At 33.6% G+C, this 21,163-nt stretch carries 23 protein-coding genes; 13 read left to right on the forward strand and 10 right to left on the reverse strand.

The features are described from left to right. Positions 1 to 66: 66 nt before the first annotated feature. The 6 genes from AC3WQX_RS01595 to dltD all read left to right on the forward strand — a co-directional run bounded on the left by AC3WQX_RS01595 (position 67) and on the right by dltD (position 5,774). Positions 67 to 1,035 (forward strand): 2-hydroxyacid dehydrogenase, encoded by a 969-nt coding sequence (locus AC3WQX_RS01595; protein WP_023350620.1) that lies wholly within the window; start codon positions 67 to 69, stop codon positions 1,033 to 1,035. 413 nt (positions 1,036 to 1,448) lie between these two features. After that, complete coding sequence (locus tag AC3WQX_RS01600; RefSeq protein WP_002433492.1) at positions 1,449 to 1,598, forward strand: teichoic acid D-Ala incorporation-associated protein DltX; 150 nt, start codon at positions 1,449 to 1,451, stop codon at positions 1,596 to 1,598. A gap of 15 nt (positions 1,599 to 1,613) precedes the next feature. Beyond that, positions 1,614 to 3,071 (forward strand): D-alanine--poly(phosphoribitol) ligase subunit DltA, encoded by a 1,458-nt coding sequence (dltA, locus tag AC3WQX_RS01605; protein ID WP_037560609.1) that lies wholly within the window; start codon positions 1,614 to 1,616, stop codon positions 3,069 to 3,071. Then, positions 3,068 to 4,282 (forward strand): D-alanyl-lipoteichoic acid biosynthesis protein DltB, encoded by a 1,215-nt coding sequence (gene dltB / locus AC3WQX_RS01610; protein ID WP_023350618.1) that lies wholly within the window; start codon positions 3,068 to 3,070, stop codon positions 4,280 to 4,282. Before dltA ends, dltB begins: the two co-directional genes overlap by 4 nt. A gap of 17 nt (positions 4,283 to 4,299) precedes the next feature. Next, positions 4,300 to 4,536 carry a D-alanine--poly(phosphoribitol) ligase subunit 2 gene (gene dltC / locus AC3WQX_RS01615; protein ID WP_002433359.1) on the forward strand — a complete coding sequence of 79 codons (237 nt, stop codon included), beginning with the start codon at positions 4,300 to 4,302 and terminating at the stop codon, positions 4,534 to 4,536. Continuing rightward, positions 4,533 to 5,774 carry a D-alanyl-lipoteichoic acid biosynthesis protein DltD gene (dltD, locus tag AC3WQX_RS01620; protein ID WP_023350617.1) on the forward strand — a complete coding sequence of 414 codons (1,242 nt, stop codon included), beginning with the start codon at positions 4,533 to 4,535 and terminating at the stop codon, positions 5,772 to 5,774. The genes dltC and dltD overlap by 4 nt, the downstream gene beginning before the upstream one ends. Positions 5,775 to 5,984: 210 nt before the next feature. Here the strand turns inward: dltD and AC3WQX_RS01625 are convergent, their stop codons facing one another. Next, positions 5,985 to 6,227: a NifU family protein gene (locus AC3WQX_RS01625; RefSeq protein WP_002433501.1), complete on the reverse strand. Its 243-nt coding sequence runs from the start codon at positions 6,225 to 6,227 to the stop codon at positions 5,985 to 5,987. A 100-nt stretch (positions 6,228 to 6,327) separates the two neighbouring features. Between AC3WQX_RS01625 and AC3WQX_RS01630 the strand changes: the two genes are divergently transcribed. Further along, complete coding sequence (locus AC3WQX_RS01630; RefSeq protein WP_023350616.1) at positions 6,328 to 6,648, forward strand: YuzD family protein; 321 nt, start codon at positions 6,328 to 6,330, stop codon at positions 6,646 to 6,648. A 59-nt stretch (positions 6,649 to 6,707) separates the two neighbouring features. On the opposite strand, the gene AC3WQX_RS01635 is transcribed toward AC3WQX_RS01630, so the two are convergent. Further along, on the reverse strand, positions 6,708 to 7,772 hold the full coding sequence (locus tag AC3WQX_RS01635) for an NAD(P)/FAD-dependent oxidoreductase (RefSeq protein WP_002433076.1): 1,065 nt from the start codon (positions 7,770 to 7,772) through the stop codon (positions 6,708 to 6,710). A 317-nt stretch (positions 7,773 to 8,089) separates the two neighbouring features. On the opposite strand from AC3WQX_RS01635, the gene AC3WQX_RS01640 reads away from it, so the two are divergent. From AC3WQX_RS01640 to AC3WQX_RS01665, 6 genes are all read left to right on the forward strand, one after another. Beyond that, the gene (locus AC3WQX_RS01640; RefSeq protein ID WP_002469913.1) at positions 8,090 to 8,335 is read left to right on the forward strand and encodes a YuzB family protein; all 246 of its coding nucleotides are present in this window, start codon (positions 8,090 to 8,092) and stop codon (positions 8,333 to 8,335) included. A gap of 73 nt (positions 8,336 to 8,408) precedes the next feature. After that, a complete protein-coding gene (locus AC3WQX_RS01645; RefSeq protein ID WP_002433168.1) occupies positions 8,409 to 8,768 on the forward strand; it encodes a HesB/IscA family protein in 360 nt (119 codons plus the stop codon). Between the two features lie 378 nt (positions 8,769 to 9,146). Further along, entirely contained in the window at positions 9,147 to 10,355 is a 1,209-nt protein-coding gene (locus AC3WQX_RS01650) for an NAD(P)/FAD-dependent oxidoreductase (protein ID WP_002469921.1), read from the forward strand. Between the two features lie 104 nt (positions 10,356 to 10,459). Next, positions 10,460 to 11,941, forward strand: a complete 1,482-nt coding sequence (locus AC3WQX_RS01655; RefSeq protein WP_023350615.1) for a M17 family metallopeptidase — start codon at positions 10,460 to 10,462, stop codon at positions 11,939 to 11,941. A gap of 333 nt (positions 11,942 to 12,274) precedes the next feature. Then, positions 12,275 to 13,591 (forward strand): Na+/H+ antiporter family protein, encoded by a 1,317-nt coding sequence (locus tag AC3WQX_RS01660; protein ID WP_037548539.1) that lies wholly within the window; start codon positions 12,275 to 12,277, stop codon positions 13,589 to 13,591. 24 nt (positions 13,592 to 13,615) lie between these two features. Beyond that, entirely contained in the window at positions 13,616 to 13,990 is a 375-nt protein-coding gene (locus AC3WQX_RS01665; protein WP_023350613.1) for a PaaI family thioesterase, read from the forward strand. Between the two features lie 65 nt (positions 13,991 to 14,055). On the opposite strand, the gene AC3WQX_RS01670 is transcribed toward AC3WQX_RS01665, so the two are convergent. From AC3WQX_RS01670 to AC3WQX_RS01705, 8 genes are all read right to left on the reverse strand, one after another. Continuing rightward, entirely contained in the window at positions 14,056 to 15,216 is a 1,161-nt protein-coding gene (locus AC3WQX_RS01670) for an FAD/NAD(P)-binding protein (protein WP_023350612.1), read from the reverse strand. Positions 15,217 to 15,373: 157 nt separating this feature from the next. Then, positions 15,374 to 15,730, reverse strand: a complete 357-nt coding sequence (mnhG1, locus tag AC3WQX_RS01675; protein ID WP_023350611.1) for a Na+/H+ antiporter Mnh1 subunit G — start codon at positions 15,728 to 15,730, stop codon at positions 15,374 to 15,376. Then, a complete protein-coding gene (gene mnhF1, locus AC3WQX_RS01680) occupies positions 15,708 to 16,001 on the reverse strand; it encodes a Na+/H+ antiporter Mnh1 subunit F (RefSeq protein ID WP_002433123.1) in 294 nt (97 codons plus the stop codon). The genes mnhG1 and mnhF1 overlap by 23 nt, the downstream gene beginning before the upstream one ends. Next, positions 15,998 to 16,480 carry a Na+/H+ antiporter Mnh1 subunit E gene (gene mnhE1 / locus AC3WQX_RS01685; protein WP_002433263.1) on the reverse strand — a complete coding sequence of 161 codons (483 nt, stop codon included), beginning with the start codon at positions 16,478 to 16,480 and terminating at the stop codon, positions 15,998 to 16,000. Before mnhE1 ends, mnhF1 begins: the two co-directional genes overlap by 4 nt. A gap of 1 nt (position 16,481) precedes the next feature. Next, entirely contained in the window at positions 16,482 to 17,978 is a 1,497-nt protein-coding gene (gene mnhD1, locus AC3WQX_RS01690; RefSeq protein WP_023350610.1) for a Na+/H+ antiporter Mnh1 subunit D, read from the reverse strand. Beyond that, positions 17,965 to 18,312 (reverse strand): Na+/H+ antiporter Mnh1 subunit C, encoded by a 348-nt coding sequence (gene mnhC1, locus AC3WQX_RS01695; protein WP_023350609.1) that lies wholly within the window; start codon positions 18,310 to 18,312, stop codon positions 17,965 to 17,967. The genes mnhD1 and mnhC1 overlap by 14 nt, the downstream gene beginning before the upstream one ends. Next, positions 18,312 to 18,740, reverse strand: coding sequence for a Na+/H+ antiporter Mnh1 subunit B (mnhB1, locus tag AC3WQX_RS01700; RefSeq protein WP_023350608.1), 429 nt, complete (start codon positions 18,738 to 18,740; stop codon positions 18,312 to 18,314). Before mnhB1 ends, mnhC1 begins: the two co-directional genes overlap by 1 nt. Beyond that, positions 18,733 to 21,138 carry a Na+/H+ antiporter subunit A gene (locus AC3WQX_RS01705; protein ID WP_023350607.1) on the reverse strand — a complete coding sequence of 802 codons (2,406 nt, stop codon included), beginning with the start codon at positions 21,136 to 21,138 and terminating at the stop codon, positions 18,733 to 18,735. The genes mnhB1 and AC3WQX_RS01705 overlap by 8 nt, the downstream gene beginning before the upstream one ends. Positions 21,139 to 21,163 lie beyond the last annotated feature (25 nt).

The following is a 21,163-nucleotide window of genomic DNA, read 5'->3' on the forward strand; positions in this document are numbered from 1 at the left end:
TACTGTGTAATAATTTTCTAAGGTAAGCATTAAATAATAGATGTATAAATAAACTGGGGTGAGTGGATGAACAAAATACTAATTACTCGAAAGATTCCTCAAAAATTTATTGAACAATTAGAACAAATCGGCGATGTCGTCATGTGGGATAAAGAATTAACACCAATGCCTAGAGAAACATTTTTAAGTGAAGTTAAAGACGCTACTGCCTGTTTTATTACTTTAAGTGAAAGCGTAGACGAAGAAGTATTGACAGAAGCGTCTGACCTTAAAATTATTGCAAATATGGCTGTAGGTTATGACAACATAGATGTCGTCAGAGCGAATGATCATGACATTACTGTAACTAACACACCTGATGTATTAACTGAAACGACTGCTGAATTAGGTTTTACACTTATGTTAACAGTTGCTAGACGCATTATTGAAGCGGAAAGATATGTGCAAGAGGGTCAATGGCAAAGCTGGGGGCCTTATTTACTTTCCGGAAAAGATGTTCACGGTTCGACAGTAGGTATATATGGTATGGGCGGTATTGGTAGAGCGTTTGCACGTCGTTTAAAAGGTTTTAATACTCGTATTTTATATCACAACCGTACTCAGAATCCAGAAGCTGAAAAAGAGTTAGATGCGACGTACGTTTCGTTTGAAACTTTATTAAAAGAAAGTGACTTTGTCATTTGTACAGCACCGTTAACACCACAAACTGAGAATCAATTTGATTCAAAAGCATTCAATTTGATGAAGAATGATGCCATTTTCATTAATATCGGACGAGGTGCCATTGTTGATGAAACTGCATTGGTTGAAGCGCTACGAAATCATACTATTTTAGGTTGTGGACTTGATGTATTGCGTCAAGAACCTATTGATGTGAATCATCCTCTATTGAAACTTGATAACGCGGTGATTGTACCTCATATTGGAAGCGCATCACGTCTCACAAGAGATCGAATGGTACAACTTTGTGTTAATAATATTTTAGCTGTTTTAAATCATCAACTACCTATCACTCCGGTAAAAGTTAATAACTAAAAAGGTTTTTTAAACTCACGCAATCTAGGGATAATTATCTTTTTGAGGTTGCGTGAGTTTTTAGTGATTTAATCTAACAATTTTGTTAGTCGGTATGTAATTGTTTATTAGATGTTTTAGTCTTAAAATAATGATGTTCTAATAAAAAGAGGAACTTAAGTCTTTCCCAATGCGTGACGAAAAAATGTTTTACAAAGTCTTGATATCAAAGTGAAACATGCAATAATTATAAAAAATAGAATTGAATTATAATTCAATTGTGACTATAATGAATTGTAAAACAAAAATATAGAAGTAGCATTGTATTTTTATGTTAACGATTCGAGAAAGCTTTAAATTTTGACGAATATATTTTTATATGTAAGATGATTGTTTATATACATATCAAACAATCTAAGTTTAAGAGGTGCTATATGAAAACTAAAAGTAAAGAACCTAATAAGTATTATGAAAAAATGAAGCCTTACTTACTTACATTATTATATTTAGCTATATTTATAGCTTTATACTTAATATATGGTAGTGGCGATACACATAATAACTTCATTTATAATGAATTTTAATGAGGGAGAGTAATGATGGCAGAAATTATTAATACGTTAAATCATTTCGCTAAAGAACAGCCAGATAAGATAGCTGTTAGACATATAGAAGATGTCTTGACTTATAAAGAATTAGATGAAGCTTCAAGTAAGTTAGCACATCAATTACAAGATGGTAAAAAACCAATGGTATTATATGGACACATGTCTCCGTATATGATTGTCGGGATGTTAGGAGCAATTAAAGCGGGTTGTGGTTATGTACCTATCGATACATCAGTACCAGAAGAACGTGTAAAAATGATTATCGAAAAAGTTCAACCAGAATTTATTTTTAACACTTCAGATGAAACTTTAGAGCAATCTATCGGAAAAGAAATTTCTATTAAAGATATTCAAGACTCACAAGATCCTGTTATTTTTGATAGTCAAATGAAATATAACGATGTTGTGTATACTATCTTTACATCTGGTTCGACAGGAGAACCTAAAGGGGTTCAAATTGAATATGCAAGTCTCGTTGAATTTGCCGAGTGGATGGTATCACTGAATGGAGCTGGACAAGGTCAAGAATGGCTAAACCAAGCACCATTCTCATTTGATTTATCGGTCATGGCGATATATCCATGCTTAACGTCCGGTGGTACTCTTAATTTAGTGGATAAAGATATGATTAAAAAACCTAAACTGTTAAATGAGATGTTAATGAACACACCAATTAATGTTTGGGTATCTACTCCTTCATTTATCGAAATGTGTTTATTATTACCAAATCTTAATGAGAAGCAATATAATAGTTTAAATCATTTCTTCTTCTGTGGGGAAATTCTACCTCATAGAACAGCTAAAGCTTTAGTAAGTAGATATCCTAGTGCCACAATTTACAACACGTATGGACCTACAGAAGCTACAGTGGCTGTAACAAGTATTCAAATCACTCAAGAGGTATTAGAGCAATATAATCCTCTACCAGTAGGCGTATCACGACCAGGTACAACACTATCAACTACTGATGAAGGTGAGCTTGTTATTGAAGGACAAAGTGTGAGTTTAGGTTATCTTAAGAATGAGGAGAAGACTACAGCGGTTTTCAACTTTGAAGATGGTACTAGAACTTATCACACTGGAGATAAGGCTAAAGAAGAAGATGGATTATGGTTTATTCAAGGACGTATCGATTTCCAAATAAAGTTAAACGGTTATCGAATGGAATTAGAAGAAATTGAAACGCAATTACGTCAATCACAATATGTAAGAGAAGCAATTGTCGTACCAGTTTATAAAAATGGTAAAGTTGTACATCTTATCGGTGCTGTTGTACCTTATGATAGAGTTGAAGACAACTTAGAAATTACAACGAATATCAAACATGAACTTAAATCACGCTTACCAGAGTATATGATTCCGAGAAAGTTCGAATGGATGGAAAAATTACCACTTACTTCAAATGGTAAATTAGATCGTAAGAAGATTGCAGAGGTAGTTAACGGATGATTCCATATGGAACGTTTACCTTCTTCTTAATTGCTTTTATTGTGCTTATACCAGTTATAATACTCGGATTTTTAGGTAAGCGTAGTTATATTTATAACGGTATAAGTACCGCCATTATGATTGTACTTATCTTTTCTTCAGATAAACACAATCTTCTTGGTCAAAAGTATTTAAGTGTGCAATTGTTAAGTTTTATTATTTATGTAATTTGGCAAGTCGCATTAATCATGTTCTATTATAAGTCTCGTCAAAAGAATAATACATTTGCTAAATTTACTACTGTCATGGTGTTATCTATCCTACCATTAGCGATTGTGAAGATTCTTCAAAGTTCATGGTTAGGCGGACATCAGATTCATTTTCATGAAAGTAAATTAATCGAATTTGTCGGATTCTTAGGTATATCCTACGTAACATTTAAAAGTGTTCAACTTATTATGGAAATTAGAGATGGTTCAATTAAAGAGATCAAAGTTTGGAAGTTAATTCAATTTATTTCATTCTTCCCAACAATTTCTTCTGGACCAATTGATCGTTATAAACGTTTTGTTAAAGACGATAAGAAGGTGCCTACAGGTGGAGAGTATAGAGAGCTTGTTCTTAAAGCCATCCACATGATTATGTTAGGGTTCTTGTATAAATATATTATTGCGTACTTTATTCAAGTGTATGCAGTTAACCCATTACAAATGAACTTACACGGTTTAACACATATGTGGCTTTATATGTATGCATACAGCTTATACTTATTCTTTGACTTTGCAGGATATAGCTTGTTTGCGATTGCAGTAAGTTATTTATATGGAATTAAAACACCACCGAACTTTAATCAACCATTTAAAGCTAAAAATATTAAAGATTTCTGGAACAGATGGCATATGACTTTATCGTTCTGGTTTAGAGATTGCATTTACATGAGATCATTATTCTATATGTCTCGTAAGAAGTTATTAAAAAGTCAATTTGCAATGTCTAATATGGCATTCTTCTTAAACTTCTTTATTATGGGCATATGGCATGGTCTTGAAGTATATTACATTGTTTATGGTTTATACCATGCGGCATTGTTTATAGGGTATGGTTATTATGAACGCTGGCGTAAAAAACATCCACCACGTTGGCAAAATGGATTTACTACAGCATTGAGTATTATCATTACTTTCCATTTTGTAACATTTGGATTCTTAATTTTCTCAGGTAAATTTATTTAATAAAGGAGTAATTAATTATGGAATTTAGAGATCAAGTTTTAGACTTATTAGCAGAAGTAGCTGAAAATGATATTGTAAAAGAAAACCCAGATGTAGAAATTTTTGAAGAAGGTATTATTGATTCTTTCCAAACTGTAGGTTTACTTTTAGAAATTCAAAATAAATTAGATATTGAAGTATCTATTATGGATTTTGATAGAGATGAGTGGGCAACTCCTAATAAAATTGTAGAAGCATTAGAAGAGTTACGATGAAATTTAAACCTTTCTTACCTATCTTAATTAGTGGTGTGATATTCGTTATCTTCGTCCTATTGCCAGCAAGCTGGTTTACAGGCTTAGTAACGGATAAAACGCTAGCTGATAATAGAATTTCTTTAACAGATCAAGTATTAAAAGGCACGCTCATTCAAAATAAACTATTTGAGTCAGATAAGTATTATCCAATATATGGTTCAAGTGAACTTGGTAAAGATGATCCTTTTAATCCAGGTATTGCATTGAATAAACACAATTCAAGCAAACAAACGTTTTTACTCGGGACTGGAGGATCAACGGATTTGATTAATGCTGTTGAATTGGCATCACAATACGATAATCTCAAAAGGAAGAAATTAACATTTATTATTTCTCCTCAATGGTTTACCAATCACGGTTTAACAAATCAAAACTTTGATGCTCGTATGTCACAGACTCAAATCAACCAGATGTTCAATCAAAAAAATATGCCTGCTGACTTAAAGAAACGTTATGCTCAACGATTATTACAATTCCCGCATGCTCACAATAAATCATATTTAAGAGAGCAAGCGAAACATCCAGGGGAAGTTTCAGGTAACTATATTTCTGCATTTAAAGAAAACCAACTTATAAAAATTGAAGCAATTAAATCTCTATTCTCATTTAAAAAGCCTCCATTAGCACATGTTAAACCTGCTACTGAAGAAGATGCATCTTGGAATGAGATGAAAGATAAGGCTATAGATATTGGGAAGGCTAATACTAAAACTAACAAATTTGATATTAGAGACCCATACTGGAAGTTAATTAAAGAGAATAAACGTAAAATAAAACGTGATTATGAATTTAATATTGATTCTCCAGAATTCCAAGACTTACAATTATTAGTGCAAACTCTGCATGAAGCAGGTGCAGATGTACAGTACGTAAGTATTCCATCAAATGGTAGATGGTATGATCATATCGGTATAGATAAAGATAGACGTGAGTCTATTTATAAAAAAATCCATTCTACTGTAGTAGATAATGGTGGTAAAATTTATGATATGACAAATAAAGATTATGAGAAATATGTAATTAGTGATGCTGTTCATATTGGATGGAAAGGTTGGGTGTATGTAGACCAACAAATTGCTAAACATATGGATGGTAAAGATCCTAAAAATCATAAAGTTGATTACTCCAAGAATCAGCCACCAAAAAAAGACCACAAAGCCCATGACCATCACGAAAAGAAGCATCATGATGAATAATTTATAATAATCAAGCCAGAGACTACAAATAAGTAGTTTCTGGCTTTTTAAATATAAACGTTGTCAAATTTTTAAAAGTAAATCAAAACTATATGTTAATGAAGAGTATAAAATATAAAAGAAGCAGTAAGATAATTTCTAATAAAAATTATCTTACTGCTGTTAATTTGAGAATAACATCCCAGACTCAATCTATACTCATATATTCGATTAGAATACTTGTTCTACCTCGATAACACCAGGAACTTCTTCATGTAGTGCACGTTCAATTCCGGCCTTTAAAGTGATTGTAGAACTTGGGCATGTACCACAAGCACCGTGTAATTGTAATTTAACAATACCATCTTCGACATCAACAAGTGTACAGTCACCGCCGTCGCGTAGTAAAAATGGACGTAAGCGTTCAATGACTTCAGCTACTTGATCGAACATCGTTGCGTTCTCAGTAGGCATGTGACATGTCTCCTTTCAAGTCATTTATTTCATAATCATTATTAATTCATTATAATAGATTCAGTAGTAAAAATCTATAAAACAAGATGGGGGATTTTTAATGACTAAAATAAGTGTTGTGATTTATGGAGCTGATGTAATTTGTGCAAGTTGTGTTAACGCACCAACATCGAAAGATACATATGAATGGCTTCAACCTTTGCTAAAACGGAAGTTTCCAGAGCATCATTTTGAATTTACATATATTGATATTAATCGAGATACAGAGAATTTAACAGATCATGACGAACAGTTTATTGAAAGAATTCAAGAAGATGAATTGTTTTATCCATTAGTGACGATGAACGACGAGTATGTTGCTGACGGTTACATTCAAATGAAACCAGTTGTACGCTTTATAGAAACGCATTTTGAAGCGTAGTTTAATACAGAAATAAAGGCAAGTTCTTAAATGAGTAGAACTTGCCTTTAATAAATGATTTAACCATTATGATATTTATAAAGCCAAAGCACACCAGATTTTAAAATTGAAGCTAAACGACCAGTGACTGTACGATCCATTATATATGCGAAACCTTGTTTATCTCCAAGAGAACCTAAGAAGCCTTGGATTTTAATTTCAGGCATCTTATCTGGTAGTGATTCATTATTCCATTGCTTTTTGAGTACATCGGCAATTTGATCACCTTGTAGCTCGGCTAATTGTGCACTAGGTGCATGAGGAAGATCAGCACAATCTCCTACTACATACACATTTTTATAAGTTGGAACTTGATGATATTGATTAAGAATGACACGACCTGTATTGCTTAAATCGATTGGTAAGTTACGTACAACTTCAACAGGTTGTATTCCTGCTGTCCAAACTACTAAATCAATATCTTCAGGTTGACCGTTATTATATATCTTACCGGGTTCAACACGATCAATAACTGAATTTGGTACTACAGTAACGTCGTGTTTAGAAAACCACTTTGATATGTATTTACTTAGCTTTTCAGGGAAATTTCTTAAAATACGAGGGCCTCTATCGTATAGAAGAATCTCTAAATCTGAACGACTTTCACGTAATTCACTTGCTAATTCGATACCACTGAGTCCAGCTCCTACAATTCCTACACGCGCACCGGTAGGTAATTCACTGATACTATGAAAGGTTTCACGTGATTTAGATAATGTTTGAATGCTATGTGTATATTCTTCAGCGCCAGGAACATTATGGTATTTATCTTCACAACCAAGCCCTATAATGAGTTCGTCGTAGTCGATTTTTGAATTGCCTACAGAAATGATTTGTTCCTCTAGATCAATATCATTGATTTCACCATATACTGTATTAATTTGTTTATTATCTGGAAATTGCATACGTACGTCTTTGTCTGATTTTGTACCTGCTGCTAGTGCATAGAATTCAGGTTTTAATCCGTGGAAAGGCATTCGATCGACTAACGTCACTTGATACCCCTCGGGAATTGAATTTGGTAAGATACGTGACATAATTCGCATATTACCATAACCCCCGCCTAGTAAAACTAAGTTTTTCATTTTTTATACCCCTTTATTCAATTTGTTTAATTTTTGAAAAATTATTGAGACCCTTTGAGACTATCTTTTAAAATGTGCCCGTTTACACTATAGATAGTTAACGATTTACTTTCTAAACCCCTGAATTGAAAGTAAATATGTATATGTCATCATTATATCTGTTTTTCAAAATGACTACAAACAAATGTAGAATACAATTTAATTTTTAGAAATAAGGGTATACCATACATGATGGAAATCATCAAGCTGACCGATAGGCATATGATTAGTAACTTTGTTATAATGTTAAGACTAATAAAATAGTAAGAAGGTGTCTTATGTTTCCGTTAGTAGAATTTTGTGTGTCGAACATGGCAAAGGGCGGAGATATCGTCTATGAAAAATTGGAAAATGATCCGGACGTAGATGTATTAGAATACGGATGCTTGCAAAATTGTGGCATGTGCTCTAGTGGGTTGTATGTACTTGTCGATGGTGATATTGTTGAAGGTGATTCGCCAGACGATTTATTAAACAATATTTATAAACACATTGAAGAAAACGATATTACAAATATGTTTTAATATATAACATAAATTAGCAATAAAATGATGTAGAAATTATAAAATTTCTTTGAGAAATTGGGAGGTAAATTGTATGCCAACAGTAATCTTAACTGAAGCAGCTGCATATGAAGTAAAAGATATGTTAGAAAGTAATGATATGGCAGATGGCTATTTAAAAATTAAAGTGAATGGTGGCGGTTGTACAGGGCTCACATATGGAATGTCTGCCGAAGAAGCCCCTGGTGAGAACGATGAAGTATTAGAATATTTTGGACTTAAAGTACTTGTTGATAAATATGATGCACCAGTTTTAAATGGTACAACAATTGATTTCAAACAATCACTTATGGGCGGTGGCTTCCAAATAGATAACCCAAATGCAATAGCATCCTGTGGTTGTGGAAGCTCATTCAAAACGGCTAAAGTATCAGGTAACCCTGAACAATGCTAAATAAGTCAAACCAAAGAACAGTATTAAATGATGTTAAAAGATTTTAGGCAATCCTGGAAACAGGGTGCCTATTTTTATTATATTATTTGGATGTTTTACAACGTTTCTATGGCATTTGTGAGAACGACGTTAGTTAAATTAAAATCTTCACAATCTAACTCTGTTGTAGCTTGAAAATGTAGCGTAAAAGCTATAAAATTAGAATTGGATTAAAAATTGTCTTTTGTGTGAACAACTAAAGATTTAACCTTGATAAAAGACGTAATAATTTAAGATGTCGACGAAGTCTATAACAATAGGGCAATTTACCTTGTCATAAGTTTATAGCCTTTATCTTCATTTTGGTTAAAATATTATGAAAGCTTAGGTGAATTAGAGATGGCTCAAGATCGTAAGAAAGTGCTAGTTTTAGGTGCCGGTTATGCTGGTTTACAAACAGTTACTAAATTACAAAAAGAAATTTCTGCAGACGAAGCAGAAATTACTTTAATTAATAAGAATGAATATCACTATGAATCAACTTGGTTACATGAAGCTTCTGCTGGTACAATCAATTATGAAGATTTATTATATCCAGTTGAAAGTGCTGTAAAACAAGATAAAGTTAACTTCGTAGTTGCTGAAGTGACAAAAATTGACCGCAATGCTAAACGCGTCGAAACTGACAAGGGAGTATATGACTACGATATCTTAGTAGTAGCTTTAGGTTTCGTAAGTGAAACATTTGGCATTGAAGGTATGAAAGACTATGCTTTCCAAATCGAGAACGTATTAACTTCTCGTAAATTATCTCGTCACATTGAAGATAAATTTGCTAATTACGCAGCTTCTAAAGAAAAAGATGATAAAGATTTATCAATCTTAGTAGGTGGGGCTGGCTTCACTGGAATTGAATTCTTAGGTGAATTAACAGATAGAATTCCAGAATTATGCAGTAAATATGGTATCGATCAAAGTAAAGTTAAATTAACTTGTGTTGAAGCGGCACCAAAAATGTTACCAATGTTCTCTGATGAACTTGTAAACTACGCGGTTAATTACTTAGAAGACCGTGGTGTAGAATTCAAAATTGCCACTCCAATTGTTGCTTGTAACGAAAAAGGTTTCGTTGTAGAAGTAGATGGAGAAAAACAACAATTAGAAGCTGGTACTTCAGTATGGACTGCTGGTGTACGCGGTAGTAAGTTAATGGAAGAATCATTTGAAGGTGTTAAACGTGGTCGTATCATTAATAAGCAAGATTTAACTATCGAAGGTCACGATGATATTTTTGTTATTGGTGATTGTTCAGCATTCATTCCAGCTGGTGAAGAACGTCCATTACCAACAACTGCACAAATTGCAATGCAACAAGGTGAACATGTTGCCAAAAATATCAAACATATCTTAAATGGTGAATCTAAAGAAGACTTCCAATACGTAAATCGTGGTACAGTATGCTCATTAGGTGCTCATGATGGTGTAGGTATCGTTTACGGTAGAGATATTACTGGTAAAAAAGCTGCATTAATGAAAAAAGTTATTGATACACGTGCCGTATTCAAACTCGGTGGTATCGGCTTAGCATTCAAAAAAGGTAAATTCTAAACTAAGCTAATTATATATAAATGTATTTCACCCTTCTGTTTATTAAGCAGGAGGGTTTTTTAATAGGAAACCTATAATACGTTATACATAAATGGAGGTATTTTATGAACATTTACATCAATGAAAAATCTAACACATATATTGAAACGCTCATCGTAGGATTACCAGAACACATTAATCAATTAAGAGACATTAAATATAAGAATCAATCAATTATTGAACAACTTGAGACGTTGAAGCAACATCATATTATTGGAAGCTCGGTTGGAAAGATATCGTCTACTTTGCTTTACATAAATGATCAGCCAAAGCGATTGTTAACAGTGGGATTGGGTAATCTTAAAGAGCTTTCTTATCAGCGATTATTAAAAGTTTGGGGATATACGTTTCAGTATTTAAAACAAGAACATATTAATGAAGCTGAAGTTCTTATAGATACATTTATGTCTAAACATAATGACGTAGTAGAGGTGGCTAAAACTCTCGGATTGCAGAGTGAACAATCCATTTATCAATTTGATAATTATAAATCAGATAAAAAAGCGCCTTATCAACCATCTATTTATTTACAAACTGAACATGATGAGATTGCTTCTGCTATTAATGAAGGTCAACAACTAGGGATGTCTATTAATTTAGCACGTGAGCTAAGTCTAATGCCTCCTAACATATTAACACCACAATATTTTGCTGAAGAAATTGAAGGTCATTTTAAAGATAAAAAGGTATCAGTAGATATTAAAGATGCGGAAACAATTGTATCAGAGGGCTTTGGGCTTTTACATGCAGTCGGAAAAGGTTCGGTGAATGGTCCTCGTTTAATAACAATAACTTACAATGGCGGAAAGTCGAATGATGCACCCATTGCTTTAGTAGGTAAAGGTATTACATATGACTCAGGTGGATATAGCATTAAATCTAAAATCGGTATGCAGACAATGAAATTCGATATGTGTGGGGCCGCAAACGTTGTTGGAATGATAGATATTATCGAGAGATTAAAATTGCCAGTTAATGTAGTGGGAGTTATTGCTTCAGCTGAGAATATGATTAATGAAAAGTCTATGAAACCAGATGATGTTTTTACGGCACTCAGCGGCAAAACTGTTGAAATGTTAAATAGTGATGCTGAAGGACGTATGGTGCTAGGTGATGCCGTTACATATGCTACGCAATTTCAACCACAACTTATTATGGATTTCGCCACTTTAACTGGTGCAGCAATTGTGGCACTTGGAGAGGATAAAGCAGCTGCTTTTCAATCTCACGCTAAAAATGAAATCAACAGTCTGTTAGATATAGCTAAATCAGTAGATGAAAAAGTGTTTGAATTACCTATCACAGATACTGAAAAGCAGTTAATTAGAAATTCGGACATAGCAGACTTAGTCAATCATACGAATGGACAAGGTAAAGCATTATTTGCAGCAGCATTTATTACGCATTTTAGTGGTCTGACACCTCATATCCATTTTGATATTGCAGGACCAGCTACGATTAATAAATCAACTTTTAAAGGTCCAAAAGGGCCAACAGGTTATATGATTCCTACTGTAGTAGAATGGTTGAAACAACAATACCAGTAACACCCTTAGAGTTGTAAAGATGATGTTCATTATGTGTGAAAGCATAATAGTATGTAATTAGTAGTTCTGAGGTTTTCCACAATTGACTTTAATTGAAGAATGTTTTTAACAAATATTTCATCACTTACCATCTCTTGACATAAATGACTTGGGTTAAAAGAAGCTGGAATCTAGCACACTTTTAATCCAGTCATTGATTACGAGTAGGATAATTAAGACTACAACAATAAAATATTTTGCATCATATTTTATATTGACATTAAATTTGTGTCTTGGTACTATTTAAAACATAAATACTTTAGTTCGATAGAGTGGTAAAGGATGGGGAGCGACATGATCAATGCAGTTGTTATAGCAGTTATATTAATGATCGTCTTATGTTTATGTAGACTCAATGTAGTCATTAGTTTATTTATAAGTGCACTCATAGGTGGTTTAATTTCTGGTATGAGTGTAGAGAAAGTCATCAGTGTTTTTGGGAAGAATATTACCGATGGAGCAGAGGTTGCTTTAAGCTACGCTTTACTAGGTGGTTTTGCAGCACTCATTTCTTATAGCGGGATTACTGATTATCTCGTTGGAAAAATTATTGAAGGCATCCATTCAGAAAATAGCAGACTTTCACGTATAAAAGTAAAAGTTATTATTATTCTTGCTTTATTAGCAATGAGTATTATGAGCCAAAATCTTATTCCAGTACATATAGCTTTTATTCCAATAGTTATTCCTCCATTAATTAGTTTATTCAATGATTTAAAAATTGATAGACGACTCATTGGTTTAGTAATCGGCTTTGGTTTATGTTGGCCTTACGTTTTACTTCCATATGGCTTTGGTCAAATCTTCCATCAAATCATTCAAAGTGGTTTCCAAAAAGCGCATCACCCAATTGAATTCAGTATGATTTGGAAGGCGATGTTAATTCCTTCAATGGGTTATATTGTAGGACTTATATTAGGTTTTATCGTGTATCGTAAACCAAGAAACTACGTACAACGTAATGTTGATGAACGTGAAACAGTCACTGAATTAAAGCCTTATGTTTTAATCGTGACAATCATTGCGATTTTAGCGACATTTATTGTCCAAACTTTTACAGATTCAATGATTTTTGGTGCGCTTGCAGGTGTGCTCGTTTTCTTTATTTCTAGAGTTTATAAGTGGTATGAACTAGATGAACAGTTTGTTGATGGTATTAAAATCATGGCGTATATTGGGGTAGTAATACTGACAGCTAACGGCTTTGCAGGGGTTATGAATGCAACGGGTGATATTGATACATTGGTTAAAGATTTAACAAGTATCACTGGTGATCATAAATTAATTAGTATTATTGTCATGTATATTATTGGTCTTATTGTTACTTTGGGTATCGGTTCATCATTTGCAACGATACCAATTATCGCATCATTATTTATACCATTCGGCGCATCTATTGGTCTTGATACTATGGCGCTTATCGCCTTAATTGGTACGGCAAGTGCTCTTGGTGATTCAGGTTCACCAGCGAGTGATTCTACTTTAGGCCCTACGGCAGGACTCAATATCGATGGACAGCACGATCATATACGAGATACGTGTATTCCGAACTTCTTGTTTTATAATATACCTCTAATTATTTTTGGTACGATTGCAGCTATGGTACTATAAAACTTGAAATGAGGTGTGTAAAGCGTGACCAATCTTTTGGAGACATTTGAAATGCGTGTTGAAGAAGAGGATGAAGGTGTTGTAATAATTTCAATGCCTGTTACAGACAAGGTTAAACAACCATTCGGATATTTACATGGGGGTGCAAGTCTCGCCTTAGGTGAAACAGCATGTTCTTTGGGTGCTGCTAATTTAATAGATACAACTCAATATATTCCTCTTGGCTTAGAAATGAATGCTAATCACATACATTCAACAAAAGAGGGACGTGTCACAGCAATTGCTAAGATCATACATCAAGGTCGTACAACACAAGTATGGAATGTTGAAATCAAAAATGACTCGAATCAATTAATTAGTATTATGCGTGGCACTATTGCTATCAAATCAATCAAATAAAAAAGATGCTCCTTTTAATGGTTTAAAGACGATTTAGTCTACATTAGAGGGAGCACTTTTTTAGTTTATGATATCTTTTTATTTAAACGATGTAATGCTTTACTAATTCTCTCAGCACCTTCTTTTCCACCCATGATATTTCTCGCAAAGGGTCCCAATTCTAAATCAGCAAGTCCCCCCACAACAAACAATTGAGGTAGCCATTCAAGTTCCTCACTTAATGAAGGATAGCCACACGAATTTAATGGGGCTTGTTCATCATAGATAAGATGTTGAATCAAAGGTTGATTACAGATTTTATTAACAAAGCCAGTGGCAAGTAAAATATGATGATATTTATAATGACAACCATTGGAAGTGATAGTCTTATTATTTATTTCATCTATAGGTGAATGGTGAATCATTAACCGACCCGCTTGTTCTTGTTTCTTCAATCGTAAAAATAACTCCATGGGCATTGAGCCCTTATGACGTTCTTCATTAATGACGTTTAAACGCGCTTCTGGTGAAGATATTGCTAGCAAGTGATTCATGCGTTTTGGGCCCAACCACCCAGGATCTGCATCAAAATCGTGTATTTCAATGTTTTTATTAAGCCATAAATGTAATTTATTATTATTATCTTGATGATTAATTAATTTTAATGTTAAATGCGCTGCTGAAATCCCTGAACCAACTATATGATTAGCCTTTTCTTCAATTGTTTGATCATAATTCTTATCAAATATATGAGTTACTTTAGGTTTATTAATAAATTGCGAAGGTATAAATGGTTGATGATTACATCCATTTGCTATAACTACGCAATCGGTAAGGATTGACTCTCCGTTATGTAATTCAATTTGCCATTTGCCTTGTTGATTACTCATAATTTTAGAAGCAATGCTTTGAATATGACTTTTGTTTAAATCGTATTGATGTACTAAATCATGAATATGATGCATAAACATATCTCTTTGAGGACGTTTATATGGGCCGTAATATGCCGAAGTATATTGATTTAATTTAGCATATTGTTTTAAATGAAAAGGTTGGGGATGTATATGATGCACAAATGGCGATCTTAAGAAAGGCATACTTATACGTTTGGTATACTCGTTGAATTGTTCACATAGGGAAGGATAAGGATCAATAATAGTTAGTTGATTGCTACTTATTCCTTCATTTCTTAGTTTAATTGCTACAGTTGTACCTTGAATTCCGCCACCAATAATAGTCCAATGCATGTAAAGCACTCCCTTAACTTTCTTATTTTTAAATCGGAATAATTACGATTTAAATCATATCACATTTTATGCATATAGACAAAAGACTATTGATGTATTATGTCGTATAAAAAAACTCTAAGGAAATATGTTTTATTATTTCCTTAGAGTTTTAGAACTATAATTTTGTATCCTTCATATCTTCTTTAATTTCATCAACTTTTGTATCTTTACTGTAAGGTGTTTGAATATTGTAGGCTGCTTTCATAATCATGTGACTAGAAAGTGGACCAGTTATGAAAACGAAGATAATGCCGATGATTAATTGCATATTGACGTAGCCTTCAGTGCCGATGAAATACAGGAAGGCACCAAAGAGTAGAAACATCGCCCCAAGTGTTGCTGCTTTACCGGCAGCATGGGCACGTGAGTAAACATCTTTTAGTCTGATTAAGCCTATCGCTGCAAAGGCACTAATCAAAGCACCTAACATGACAAAGATTACGGCAATACTAATGATGATCGTTGTTATCATGTTTAATCACCTTACCTTCATCCATAAATTTAGAAAAAACTGCAGTACCTAAGAAAGCTAGTATACCTACCATTAAAATAACTACTAGCATGTATTTAATATTTAATAAAATACTAAATAGGGCAATCACAGCCATCAACTGTAGTCCAATAGCATCAAGTGCAACAACACGATCGGCTAAAGAAGGGCCCAGAATGACACGTACTAACATGGCTAACATTGAAGCTACAACAATAATTAATGCAATAATAATGAAAATATTATGTGTCATTCGTTTTCACCCACCTTTCTTACTACCTTTTCTAATGAAGTTTTTATACTTTCAACTTCTTCCTCTTTAGTACTAAAGTCAATCGCATGAATGTATATTTTCCTACGATCATCACTAATGCCTAATACCACAGTTCCTGGGGTTAACGTAATAAGATTTGAAAGTAAGACAATTTGCCAGTCTGTCTTAAGATCTGTTTCATACACGAAAAAACCTGGTTTATTCGTGATATTTGGTTTGAGGATGATTTTCAGAACATCGAAATTCGCTTTTATCAGTTCACTTAAAAATGTAAGAATTAATACGATGATGCGATAAATTCTTACTAAATAAAAGCGACCTGGCATTACTCGATGTAGGAGGTAAACAAGTATAAGACCAAATAGAAATCCTAGAACAAAGTTATTTAACGTGTAACTATCCGTTACAAATAACCAAATGATAGCGACCAATAAATTGACGATAAATTGTGCGGCCATATTACTTACCTCCTAAAACGCTGTGAATATAGATATTTGGATCAGTGAAAGTTTCAGAACCTTCTTTAACTATAGGGAACAGTAAGTCAGCGGACAAGCCGAATAATACTGTAATAATAGTTGAAATAACGGCGATAGTTGTTAAGTAATTGACGTTCACTTTGCGTGTCATATCATAACCTTTTGCTTCACCGAAGAAACCTTTGAGAAAGATACGTATGACTGAATATAGAACGATTAAGCTTGATAATAAGACAATGATACCGCTTAGGTAGAATCCCTTTTCAAAAGTGGCCTGTACAATATAAAACTTCCCATAGAAACCACTCAATGGTGGTATGCCTGCTAGACTAAGTGCAGCAATAAAGAATGTCCATCCTAATACAGGATAGCTCTTGATTAGACCACCGAAATGTCGCAAGTCTGTTGACTTAGTTATCTTATACATAACTCCTATAAGTAAGAATAGTGAAGCTTTCACTAGCATATCGTGAATAGTGTAGTAAATAGCACCCATCATGCCACTTTCATTCATCATAGATACACCGACTAAAATGACACCAACTGCAATCATAATGTTATATAGAATGATTTTTTTAGTATCATAATAAGCTATGGCACCTACACATCCGAAGATAATTGTAAGTAACGCTAAGAATAGAATGACGTAGTGTGAAAAGCTAACCGTACTATTAAAGAATAAGCTGAGCGTTCTAGCTATAGCGTAGACGCCCACTTTAGTAAGCAGGGCTCCAAAGAATGTGATAATGGCTACAGGTGGTGCGTAATATGCGCCTGGCAACCATACGTACATAGGGAAGACACCAGCTTTAGTTGCAAAGACAAAGATAAATAAGATGAATACGATATTGACTAAGCCACTATCATGAACTGATAAATTAGATAATCTTTCACTAATATGCGCCAAGTTAAGTGTTCCAACTACTGAATAAAGTATCGCTACACCCATAACAAAGAATGAAGAAGAAACAACATTAACTAGAACGTATTTAATCGTTTCTTGAAGTTGAATTTTTGTCGTTCCAACGACTAGTAAACAATAAGAAGACATTAGGAAGACTTCAAAGAACACGAACATATTAAAGATATCACCAGTAGTGAAAGCGCCGATAATACCGATTAACATAAACATAATTGAAAAGTAGTAATAATATCGTTCTCTTTCAATGCCTATAGAACGATAGGAATATAAAATTACTATAATCGTTATAATAATACTTGTGATAATAAGTAAAGCACTAAAAACATCTAATACAAAGACAATGCTGTATGGCGCTTTCCATGAACCTAATTCTACTTTTAAAGGTCCTGAATGTAATACATTTTTTAAATTAAAAAGAGCTACAATCAATGTCAATATTGATCCAGCAAGTGCCACGTAACGTTTAATTAGCGGACGCTTTCCGATAAAGATAAGCAAGATTGCAGTCAAAATAGGTATCACAAGTGTTAAAACGAGCAGGTTACTCTCTTTCATCTTCAGGTGCTCCTTTCATACGCTCAACATTATCTGTTCCAAGTTCCTTATAAGTTCTAAATGCAAGTACTAGGAAGAATGCTGTTGTAGCAAATGCGATAACTATTGCAGTAAGGATTAGTGCTTGAGGTATAGGATCAACATAGCTGGATGTTCCTTTTTCATAGATAGGAACAGTACCATGTTTCAATCCACCCATAGTAATTAAAAATAAATTTGCTGCGTGTGTTAGTAAAGTAGTCCCCATAATAATTCGTATCAAACTTTTAGACAAAACGAGATAGACACTTATTGCTGTGAGAATACCACTAACAAATATCATGATAATTTCCACTATTCGTTCTCTCCAATCGAAATAATAATAGTCATTACAGTTCCTACTACTGCACAAAGTACCCCAAAATCAAAGAACATTGCCGTTGTCATATGCATGGGTTCTAGTAGGGGAAGCGGTATATCAAAAGTGACATGTGTGAAAAAGTTTTTAGACATAAACCAGCTTGCAATGGGTGTACCTACGCAGAACAGTAAGCCTATGCCAATTAAAACTTTGAAGTCCAGAGGAAAAATTTTACGCATTGCTTTTACATCGAATGCGATTGTAATGACTAATAGCGCACTCGCAAACAATAAACCTCCGACGAAGCCACCCCCGGGCGTATAGTGACCTGCTAGAAATAATGAGAAACCGAAGACGATGACCATGAAGAAAATGACGACAGCGGCGTATTGAAACATTAAGTTATTCTTTTGTCTATTCATGGTCATTCACCTCGCTTGATTGATTTCTCTGTTTAAGTCGAAGTTTAATCATCGTATAAACACCTAAACCAGCTATACCTAGTACGGATGACTCAAATAAAGTATCCATGCCACGGAAGTCGACAAGTATAACGTTTACCATATTTTTACCATGAGCTAAATCATATACATGGTCTTGGTAGAATTTTGTAATTGAAGAAAAATGTCTGTTTCCATATCCGATTAAACCTAAAATAATGACTACTAAACCAACACCAGCAGAAATGATAGCATTGTTAATTTTGAACGCTGGCGACTCATTATAACGATTTAAATTTGGCAAATGATAGAAACATAATAAGAATAAAGCCGTAGAAATAGATTCAACAACAAACTGAGTTAAAGCTAGGTCAGGTGCTTTAAAGAATATAAATAATACTGAAATTGCATAACCTACAGCACTTAGCATAATTATGCTAAAGAGTCGCGATTTAGCAAATATAATTAAAAGTGAGGCAACGAGTAAGAATAGTACAATGCCACCTTCAAAAATTCTGAACTGACTTACATTTTTAAAATTAATACTAAATGGAACACTGATTAAAGTCACTAATGTAAGTAGTATTAAGATACCGAATATAATGACTAAGTTATTTCTAGAGAAACCAGTAACATAGCTATTGGTCATATTTTCAGAATAACTTGGAATCTTGCGTCCCATAGTATCGTACCAATGATTAAATTTAAGTTGATTAGGTTGAGCTTCTAATAATCGCACCCAATAGCTAAATGTAATGATAAGTAATATACCTATAATATATATAGCTATTGTTGAAATAAATGCTGGTGTAATTCCATGGAAAAGATGGAACTCGGCAGTTATTCCTGTAGATTGACTCACTGATTGAGTTGCAGGCTCGATAATAGATTGCGTTAAAATGCTTGGGAAAAGTCCAAATACAATAACTAAAAGAGTTAAAATAATTGGAGATAAAAGCATTAAAATTGATGATTCATGTGCAGATTGTGGTAAACTTTCACGCTTATATTTACCAAAGAATATATGCATAATAAATTTAATTGAATACACGAAAGTGAAAATACTACCTACAATCGCTATGATTGGGAATATAAAGCCTAAAGTACTGAGGCTCATTAAATTCGCATGTGTCACATCAATCATTGCTTCTAAAAATTTTTCTTTTGATAAGAAGCCGTTAAATGGTGGAACTCCAGCCATACTTAATGCAGTAATAACTGTGATAGTAAATGATATAGGCATGATTGTAAGTAATCCACCTAATTTTCTTACATCTCGAGTACCTGTAGAGTGATCAACACCACCAGTAATCATGAATAATGCACCTTTAAATGTTGCATGGTTGATTAAATGGAAAATGGCAGCAATGAAACCTGCAACATAAACTTGGCTATCAGCACCATTGTAGTGATAACTCACTGCACCTATACCTAACATGGACATAATCATTCCAAGTTGAGATACAGTTGAAAATGCCAAAATGCCTTTTAAATCTTGTTGTTTTGTGGCATTTAATGAAGCCCAAAAAAGTGTGACTAATCCTACTAAAGTGATTGTCCATACCCAACCTTCAGATATAGCAAAGATGGGCGTCATTCTTGCTATTAAATACAGTCCAGCTTTAACCATTGTAGCTGAATGAAGGTAAGCACTTACTGGTGTAGGTGCTTCCATTGCATCAGGTAGCCAAATGTAAAATGGTACTTGAGCTGATTTAGTAAACGCGCCAATCATGACTAATACCATTGCCAAGATAAAGAAAGGACTATTTTGTATGTCACTTGCTTTTTCAATCATCGTTTGAATGCTGAATGTATGGGCGGCTAACGATAATAGGATAATTCCTCCTAACAAGCTTAATCCGCCTAGAACGGTAATAATTAGTGATTTTTGCGCACCATAAATTGATGCTTTTTTCTCTCTCCAAAATGAGATAAGTAAAAAACTTGAAAATGAAGTTAACTCCCAAAATAAATATAAAATAATTAAATTATCTGAAAGTACAACTCCTAGCATTGCACCCATAAATAGTAATAAATAACAATAAAAATTCCCAAGTTGCTCAGATTTACTTAAGTAGCCAATGGAATATAAAACAACCAAGCTACCTATGCCTGTTATAAGGAGGCTAAAGAGTAATCCAAGGCCATCCACAAATAGATTAAAATTCATTCCAAAATGTGGCATCCAATTTAAGGTTTTCATTACTGTATTACCTGACTTCGTAATAGAAATCATAGATAAGAAATAGATAAATAAGAGTATTGGAACAGGTAATACAAACCATCCTAAGTGTATACGTTTAACGAACCGATACAGGATAGGAATAATGAGTGCGAATATTAACGGTAATAGTACCGCAATATGTAACAAACTCATTATGTTGTCCTCCTTTAAAAAATAT

It is taken from the genome of Staphylococcus sp. FW104-15G4D (assembly GCF_058790135.1).

Bases quoted from the DNA above. Each gene is read 5' to 3' on its own strand.
- dltA (WP_037560609.1), top strand. From the start codon at position 1,614: ATGGCAGAAATTATTAATACGTTAAATCATTTCGCTAAAGAACAGCCA.
- AC3WQX_RS01635 (WP_002433076.1), bottom strand. From the start codon at position 7,772: ATGAAAAACTTAGTTTTACTAGGCGGGGGTTATGGTAATATGCGAATT.
- AC3WQX_RS01595 (WP_023350620.1), top strand. From the start codon at position 67: ATGAACAAAATACTAATTACTCGAAAGATTCCTCAAAAATTTATTGAA.
- AC3WQX_RS01705 (WP_023350607.1), bottom strand. From the start codon at position 21,138: ATGAGTTTGTTACATATTGCGGTACTATTACCGTTAATATTCGCACTC.
- mnhD1 (WP_023350610.1), bottom strand. From the start codon at position 17,978: ATGAAAGAGAGTAACCTGCTCGTTTTAACACTTGTGATACCTATTTTG.
- AC3WQX_RS01645 (WP_002433168.1), top strand. From the start codon at position 8,409: ATGCCAACAGTAATCTTAACTGAAGCAGCTGCATATGAAGTAAAAGAT.
- AC3WQX_RS01600 (WP_002433492.1), top strand. From the start codon at position 1,449: ATGAAAACTAAAAGTAAAGAACCTAATAAGTATTATGAAAAAATGAAG.
- dltD (WP_023350617.1), top strand. From the start codon at position 4,533: ATGAAATTTAAACCTTTCTTACCTATCTTAATTAGTGGTGTGATATTC.
- AC3WQX_RS01630 (WP_023350616.1), top strand. From the start codon at position 6,328: ATGACTAAAATAAGTGTTGTGATTTATGGAGCTGATGTAATTTGTGCA.
- AC3WQX_RS01625 (WP_002433501.1), bottom strand. From the start codon at position 6,227: ATGCCTACTGAGAACGCAACGATGTTCGATCAAGTAGCTGAAGTCATT.
- AC3WQX_RS01640 (WP_002469913.1), top strand. From the start codon at position 8,090: ATGTTTCCGTTAGTAGAATTTTGTGTGTCGAACATGGCAAAGGGCGGA.
- AC3WQX_RS01655 (WP_023350615.1), top strand. From the start codon at position 10,460: ATGAACATTTACATCAATGAAAAATCTAACACATATATTGAAACGCTC.
- mnhB1 (WP_023350608.1), bottom strand. From the start codon at position 18,740: ATGAATAGACAAAAGAATAACTTAATGTTTCAATACGCCGCTGTCGTC.
- AC3WQX_RS01660 (WP_037548539.1), top strand. From the start codon at position 12,275: ATGATCAATGCAGTTGTTATAGCAGTTATATTAATGATCGTCTTATGT.
- dltB (WP_023350618.1), top strand. From the start codon at position 3,068: ATGATTCCATATGGAACGTTTACCTTCTTCTTAATTGCTTTTATTGTG.
- AC3WQX_RS01670 (WP_023350612.1), bottom strand. From the start codon at position 15,216: ATGCATTGGACTATTATTGGTGGCGGAATTCAAGGTACAACTGTAGCA.
- mnhG1 (WP_023350611.1), bottom strand. From the start codon at position 15,730: ATGATAACAACGATCATCATTAGTATTGCCGTAATCTTTGTCATGTTA.
- mnhF1 (WP_002433123.1), bottom strand. From the start codon at position 16,001: ATGACACATAATATTTTCATTATTATTGCATTAATTATTGTTGTAGCT.
- mnhE1 (WP_002433263.1), bottom strand. From the start codon at position 16,480: ATGGCCGCACAATTTATCGTCAATTTATTGGTCGCTATCATTTGGTTA.
- AC3WQX_RS01650 (WP_002469921.1), top strand. From the start codon at position 9,147: ATGGCTCAAGATCGTAAGAAAGTGCTAGTTTTAGGTGCCGGTTATGCT.
- dltC (WP_002433359.1), top strand. From the start codon at position 4,300: ATGGAATTTAGAGATCAAGTTTTAGACTTATTAGCAGAAGTAGCTGAA.